This is a genomic window from Methylobacterium sp. CCH5-D2, assembly GCF_001556475.1.
GTDB classification, from domain to species: domain Bacteria; phylum Pseudomonadota; class Alphaproteobacteria; order Rhizobiales; family Beijerinckiaceae; genus Methylobacterium; species Methylobacterium hispanicum.
The window spans coordinates 1-6,151 of record NZ_LSIX01000285.1 but is presented as its reverse complement, the minus strand read 5'-3'; the positions used below and the strand labels follow the sequence as shown (position 1 = coordinate 6,151).

The 6,151-nt window shown below is 69.7% G+C and carries 8 protein-coding genes; 6 read left to right on the top strand and 2 right to left on the bottom strand.

What is annotated here, in order from left to right:
• The first annotated feature begins 154 nt into the window (after positions 1 to 154).
• Complete coding sequence (gene kdsA / locus AX737_RS07695) at positions 155 to 1,015, top strand: 3-deoxy-8-phosphooctulonate synthase (RefSeq protein WP_066920340.1); 861 nt, start codon at positions 155 to 157, stop codon at positions 1,013 to 1,015.
• A gap of 15 nt (positions 1,016 to 1,030) precedes the next feature.
• On the opposite strand, the gene AX737_RS07690 is transcribed toward kdsA, so the two are convergent.
• Positions 1,031 to 1,699: a class I SAM-dependent methyltransferase gene (locus AX737_RS07690; RefSeq protein ID WP_066920338.1), complete on the bottom strand. Its 669-nt coding sequence runs from the start codon at positions 1,697 to 1,699 to the stop codon at positions 1,031 to 1,033.
• A 275-nt stretch (positions 1,700 to 1,974) separates the two neighbouring features.
• On the opposite strand from AX737_RS07690, the gene AX737_RS07685 reads away from it, so the two are divergent.
• A complete protein-coding gene (locus tag AX737_RS07685; RefSeq protein WP_066920336.1) occupies positions 1,975 to 2,280 on the top strand; it encodes a hypothetical protein in 306 nt (101 codons plus the stop codon).
• Between the two features lie 63 nt (positions 2,281 to 2,343).
• Here AX737_RS07685 and queF read toward each other — a convergent pair whose 3' ends face one another.
• Positions 2,344 to 2,793, bottom strand: coding sequence for a preQ(1) synthase (queF, locus tag AX737_RS07680; protein WP_066920334.1), 450 nt, complete (start codon positions 2,791 to 2,793; stop codon positions 2,344 to 2,346).
• Between the two features lie 213 nt (positions 2,794 to 3,006).
• On the opposite strand from queF, the gene eno reads away from it, so the two are divergent.
• The 4 genes from eno to AX737_RS31925 all read left to right on the top strand — a co-directional run.
• On the top strand, positions 3,007 to 4,293 hold the full coding sequence (eno, locus tag AX737_RS07675) for a phosphopyruvate hydratase (RefSeq protein WP_066920332.1): 1,287 nt from the start codon (positions 3,007 to 3,009) through the stop codon (positions 4,291 to 4,293).
• Between the two features lie 130 nt (positions 4,294 to 4,423).
• Positions 4,424 to 4,735, top strand: a complete 312-nt coding sequence (locus AX737_RS07670) for a septum formation initiator family protein (RefSeq protein WP_066920330.1) — start codon at positions 4,424 to 4,426, stop codon at positions 4,733 to 4,735.
• A gap of 124 nt (positions 4,736 to 4,859) precedes the next feature.
• Positions 4,860 to 5,933, top strand: a complete 1,074-nt coding sequence (pdhA, locus tag AX737_RS07665) for a pyruvate dehydrogenase (acetyl-transferring) E1 component subunit alpha (RefSeq protein WP_066920328.1) — start codon at positions 4,860 to 4,862, stop codon at positions 5,931 to 5,933.
• Between the two features lie 74 nt (positions 5,934 to 6,007).
• The coding region (locus AX737_RS31925; protein ID WP_156453578.1) for a biotin/lipoyl-containing protein at positions 6,008 to 6,151 on the top strand (144 nt) is incomplete at its 3' end.

Here is a 6,151-nt window from a genome sequence, read left to right as displayed (position 1 = left end):
ACCACGCAGAGGCTGACGAAACCCGCGCGCCGTGGGCCTCGCGGGTTTCGTCAGCCTCTGCGTGGTCGAGCGGCGCGACGGCCGCCCGCGCAAGGGCTCCCTCGTGCGCAAGGCCGCCCTTCCGCGGGCGCTCGCGCCCGGCTAGACCGGCCGCATGTCGGATACAGCCTCGAACACCCCCACCGTCGTGAAGGTCGGCAGCGCCGCCTTCGGCAACCACCTGCCCCTCGCGCTCATCGCCGGCCCGTGCCAGTTGGAGAGCCGCGACCACGCCCTCGAGATCGCCGCGGCGCTCAAGGCGATGGCGGAGGCGCGCGGGATCGGGCTCGTCTTCAAGGCCTCCTTCGACAAGGCCAACCGCACGTCCGGCTCGGCCGCGCGCGGTCTCGGCCTGGAGGGCGCGCTGCCGATCTTCGCCGAGATCCGCGAGAGGCTGGGCCTCCCGGTGCTCACCGACGTGCACGCGGCCGAGCAATGCGCGCCGGTCGCCGAGGTTGTGGACGTGCTCCAGATCCCGGCCTTCCTCTGCCGCCAGACCGACCTGCTACTCGCCGCCGCGCGAACCGGCCGGGCGGTCAACGTGAAGAAGGGTCAGTTCCTCGCCCCCTGGGACATGCGGCATGTGGCGGCCAAGGTCACGGAGGCGGGCAACCCGAACGTCATCGTCACGGAGCGCGGCGCGTCCTTCGGCTACAACACCCTCGTCTCCGACATGCGCAGCCTGCCCATCATGGCCAAGGTCACCGGCGGCGCGCCCGTGGTGTTCGACGCGACCCATTCGGTGCAGCAGCCCGGCGGACAGGGGGCGAGCTCGGGCGGCCAGCGCGAGTTCGTCGCCGTGCTGGCCCGGGCCGCGGTCGCGGTCGGGGTTGCGGGCGTCTTCATCGAGACCCATCCCGATCCCGATCGGGCTCCCTCGGACGGGCCCAACATGGTGGCGCTGGCGGACATGCCGGCGCTCCTCGACGAACTCCTGGCCTTCGACCGGCTGGCGAAGGCACGGCCCGACGCCTGAGGCGCGGACCGAGGGTCAGCGCGCCGGGACTAGCACGTGGGCGCGCAGGGGCTGCGTCAGGCGGTAGCCGTCCTCTCCGGGCGCCGCCGCGCCCTCGAAGGCGGCGCGGATCCCCGCCGGGTCTGCCGCGATCGCCGCCTTGCGGGCGGGATCGACGGCCGTCACCCGGTCCAGGAAGGCCGCGAGGTCGGGAAAGGTCTCGTGCCGCTCGAAGGTGACGTCGCGGGGGCAGGAGAAGGCGCCCGAGGCGATCGCCGCCGCGATGGCCGCCTGCGCCGCCGCCCGGATCGCGGTCTCGTCCTCGATGGGTCTGAGCGCCGCGAAGAAGCTTCCGGCGGCCAGCGGCTCGACCACGACGATCGGGCGGCCCGGACCGACGACGCGCGCAGCCTCCGCGAGCGCGGACTCCGGTCCGGGCACGTGGTGGAGGGCGTTGAGGATCACGGCGCCGTCGAAGGTGCCGTCGGCGAACGGCATGGCCTCGGCCGAGGCCCGCTCGAACCGGGCGTCCGGCACCCGGGCCGCGGCGGCCCGGATCGCGGCCTGGCCCGGATCGATCCCTGTCACCGCAGCGCCCCGCTCCGCGAGAGCTCTCGCCAGGACGCCCGACCCGCAACCGATGTCGAGGATCCGCCGCCCCTCGATCGGCGCGAAGGTCTCGAGGACGAGCGACAGGGTATCCATGCGGAAGTCTCCGTGGGGGCGCCCGATCCTAGAGCGTCCGTCGGCGACGTCCATGCGTGTGGAAGGAGGTTCGGAGTTCGGCGCGCCGAGGAGGGTTCTGCGTCGTCGGAACAAGGTGCGAAAGGGGTTCAGGCTCCGTTCATCTCGGCGGAACCCTGTCCTACCCGGTCGATAGGCGGCACCGTGCCAGTATTGCGAGAACGAAGACCGGCGGAACCCTCGCGCCGGATCGGCGTTGAATCCCCGAAATCGATCACTGATCGAGAAAGGATATCATGCGCAAGTTCGCCATCATCTCCGCCGCCGCTCTGACCCTCGGAACTCTCGCGACGACGGCGGCAGACGCCCGGCCGCGCGGCTATTATGGCCATGGCTACGCCCCGCACGCGGGCTACGGTTACGGACATCGCGGTCGCCGCGGCATCGGTACCGGCGCAGCTGTCGGCCTCGGCATCGCGGGCCTTGCGGCGGGTGCGATCGCGGCTGGCGCGGCGCGGGACGCCTACGCCCGGGACGGCTATTACGGCCGCCCGGCCTACGGTTACGGCGGCCCGGCCTATGGGTACGGCTACGGCTACTGAGCCGACACCCACAGGGTTGAATGAAGGGCGACCGGCGCGAGCCGGTCGCCTTTTTCGTGCGCTCTAGCGTCCGCGGTAGGGTGGCACTCCGGGGTCGGGCAGCCAGACCGTCTTCGGCGGTTCGCCGGTCTGCCAGAACACGTCGATCGGAATGCCGCCGCGCGGGTACCAGAATCCGCCGATCCGCAGGTAGCGCGGCTCCAGGAGTTCGGAGAGCCGCTTGCCGATGGCAACGGTGCAATCCTCGTGGAAGGCGCCGTGGTTGCGGAAGGCACCGAGATAGAGCTTCAGCGCCTTCGATTCGACAAGCCATCGGTCGGGCACGTAGTCGATCACCAGGATCGCGAAGTCCGGCTGGCCGGTGACGGGACAGAGCGAGGTGAATTCCGGCGCGGTGAAGCGGGCGCAGTAATCCGTGTCGGGATGCGGGTTCGGGACACGGTCGAGGCGGGCTTCCTCAGGCGAGGTGGGCAGGGGCGTGGCCTGCCCGAGCTGGAGCGTATCGTTCGTCATCCGACCGCTATACCCCGCGGGCCGCGCCGTTGCATCAACGGCCGGGGCGGGGCAGCCGCGCGCCACCCGACGACGCGCGCCAGGGGCAGGTATCCAACGCACGGCTTGCCGGACCGCCGAGGTTGGACAATAAGCCCGGCGACCACGCGCCGCGGGCCCGTCGCCGATTCGTGGCGCCGCGGCGCGCCGACGCAGACAGGGGAGGGGATTTCCATGACCGCGATCACCAACATCGCCGCCCGCGAGATCCTGGACAGCCGGGGCAATCCGACCGTCGAGGTCGACGTGCTTCTGGAGGACGGCTCCTTCGGGCGCGCCGCGGTGCCGTCGGGCGCCTCGACCGGCGCGCACGAGGCGGTCGAGCTGCGCGACGGCGACAAGGGACGCTACGGCGGCAAGGGGGTGCTCAACGCCGTCCAGGCGGTGCAGACCGAGATCCTCGACGCGATCGGCGGCATGGATGCGGAGGATCAGGTCGCCGTCGACGAGGCGATGATCCATCTCGACGGCACCCCGAACAAGGCGCGGCTCGGCGCCAACGCGATCCTGGGCGTCTCGCTCGCCGTGGCCAAGGCCGCCGCCGAGACCTCGGGCCTGCCGCTCTACCGCTACGTCGGCGGCGTTCAGGGCCGGGTGCTGCCGGTGCCGATGATGAACATCATCAACGGCGGCGCGCACGCCGACAACCCGATCGACTTCCAAGAATTCATGATCATGCCCGTCGGCGCCGACTCGCTGGCCGAGGCGGTGCGCATGGGCGCCGAGGTGTTCCACACCCTCAAGAGCGCCCTGAAGAAGGCCGGACACAACACCAATGTCGGCGACGAGGGCGGGTTCGCCCCGAACCTCCCCTCGGCCGAGGCCGCGCTCGACTTCGTGATGGAGTCGATCCAGGCCGCCGGCCTGAAGCCCGGCCAGGACGTGGTGCTGGCCCTCGACTGCGCCGCCACCGAGTTCTTCAAGGACGGCGCCTACCACTACGAGGGCGAGGGCCGCACGCGAGCGATCGAGGAACAGGTCGATTACCTCGCGGAGCTGGTCTCCAAGTACCCGATCCTGTCGATCGAGGACGGCATGTCCGAGGATGACTGGCAGGGTTGGAAGCTGCTCACCGACAAGATCGGCAGCCGCTGCCAGCTCGTCGGCGACGATCTCTTCGTGACCAATGTCGAGCGCCTGTCGCGCGGCATCGAGAGCGGCACCGGCAACTCGATCCTGATCAAGGTCAACCAGATCGGCTCGCTCACCGAGACGCTCGCCGCCGTCGATATGGCCCAGCGCGCCGGCTACACCGCGGTGATGTCGCACCGCTCCGGCGAGACCGAGGACTCGACCATCGCGGATCTGGCGGTCGCCACGAATTGCGGACAGATCAAGACCGGCTCGCTCGCCCGTTCCGATAGACTGGCCAAGTACAACCAGCTCATCCGCATCGAGGAGGGCCTCGGGCCGCAGGGGCGCTACGCCGGCCGCCAGGCGATCAAGCAGCTCGGCCGCTGAGCCGTCGGCCTGCGGTCCTTCGAGCCCCCGGCGTCAGCGAGGCCGGGGGCTTTCGCGTTCTCCAAGACATCCTGACGGACATCCCGGCTGCGTTAGGGCATTCGTAACCTTGCCGCGGGATGGTCGGGGCATGGTCGTCCGTCGCCGCGTCAGAATGGTCGTGCTCCCGCTCGCTCTCTGGAGCGTGTCGGCACTCGTCGTGGGTTACTTCGTCACGCAGGCCGAGAACGGCAACCGCGGGCTGGAAGCCAAGCGCACGCTCAAGATCCAGGCCTACGGGCTCGCGCAGGAACTCGCCGCCGCCAAGGCCGAGCGCGCAACCTGGGAACACCGGGTCGCCCTGTTGCGGAGCGAGCAGATCGACCGCGATCTGCTCGAGGAACGCGCCCGCGTCGTACTCGGACGGGTTCATGCAAACGATGTGGTTGTGATCACGCCGTAAGCCCGAAACTAGAGGTGGTATCGCCCTGACAACCATGCATGGCTGTCAGAGGGGCGCCACTCGCAATCGCGGTCGTCCTGGCCTAAACCGAGCCCCGAAACGGTCATATTCCGGGGAGCGAAGCATGGACGCCGGCAAGGACGCCGCGAAGGACGCGGCGCAGGCGAAGCCTGAGGCGACCAAGGATGGCGCGGAGGCGGCGCACCGGCCCGCCCCGAACGCTCCGCAGTTCACCCGTGACGAGGACCTTCACGCCTACCGCGAGATGTTGCTGATCCGCCGCTTCGAGGAGAAGGCGGGCCAACTCTACGGCATGGGCCTGATCGGCGGCTTCTGCCACCTCTACATCGGCCAGGAAGCCGTCGTCATCGGCATGCAGATGGCCTCGGTCGAGGGTGATCAGGTCATCACCGGGTACCGCGACCACGGCCACATGCTCGCCACCGGCATGGAGAGCCGCGGCGTGATGGCCGAACTCACCGGCCGCCGTGGCGGCTACAGCCGCGGCAAGGGCGGCTCGATGCACATGTTCAGCCGCGAGAAGCAGTTCTTCGGCGGCCACGGCATCGTCGGCGCTCAGGTCGCACTCGGCACTGGCCTCGCCTTCGCGGACGCCTACCGGGAGAACGGCAAGGTCAGCCTCACCTACATGGGTGACGGGGCGGCCAACCAGGGCCAGGTCTACGAGAGCTTCAACATGGCGGCCCTCTGGAAGCTGCCGGTCGTCTACGTGATCGAGAACAACCGCTACGCCATGGGCACCTCGGTCGCCCGCGCCTCGGCGCAGACGGACTTCTCGAAGCGCGGCCTCTCCTTCGGCATCCCGGGCGAGCAGGTCGACGGCATGGACGTGCGCACCGTGCGCGAGGCGGCGACCCGCGCCATCGAGCACGCCCGCTCCGGCCAGGGCCCCTACATCCTCGAGATGCAGACCTACCGCTACCGCGGCCACTCGATGTCCGACCCGGCCAAGTACCGGTCGAAGGACGAGGTCTCGAAGATGCGCGACGAGCACGATCCGATCGAGATGGTGCGCAAGCGCTTGATCGAGTTGCACGGCGTCGACGAATCCGAGTTGAAGGCGACCGACGCCAAGGTGCGCGAGATCGTCAACGACGCGGCCGAGTTCGCCACCAACGATCCCGAGCCGGATCCCTCCGAGCTGTGGACCGACATCCTGCTGGAGGCGAGCGCCTGACCGGCGCTCTCCAGCACGCACGCAATAGCCGCCCGCCTCACTGGCCGCCCCGCCGCCCCACGACAGAGCAGAACATGGCGACCGACATCCTGATGCCCGCCCTCTCTCCGACCATGGAGGAGGGCAAGCTGGCGAAGTGGCTGAAGAAGGAGGGCGACACGGTCAAATCCGGCGACGTGCTCGCCGAGATCGAGACCGACAAGGCCACGATGGAGGTC

Coding starts and splice junctions, on each gene's coding strand:
- AX737_RS07685 (WP_066920336.1), top strand. CDS start 1,975: ATGCGCAAGTTCGCCATCATCTCCGCCGCCGCTCTGACCCTCGGAACT.
- AX737_RS07690 (WP_066920338.1), bottom strand. CDS start 1,699: ATGGATACCCTGTCGCTCGTCCTCGAGACCTTCGCGCCGATCGAGGGG.
- pdhA (WP_066920328.1), top strand. CDS start 4,860: ATGGACGCCGGCAAGGACGCCGCGAAGGACGCGGCGCAGGCGAAGCCT.
- eno (WP_066920332.1), top strand. CDS start 3,007: ATGACCGCGATCACCAACATCGCCGCCCGCGAGATCCTGGACAGCCGG.
- queF (WP_066920334.1), bottom strand. CDS start 2,793: ATGACGAACGATACGCTCCAGCTCGGGCAGGCCACGCCCCTGCCCACC.
- AX737_RS07670 (WP_066920330.1), top strand. CDS start 4,424: ATGGTCGTCCGTCGCCGCGTCAGAATGGTCGTGCTCCCGCTCGCTCTC.
- kdsA (WP_066920340.1), top strand. CDS start 155: ATGTCGGATACAGCCTCGAACACCCCCACCGTCGTGAAGGTCGGCAGC.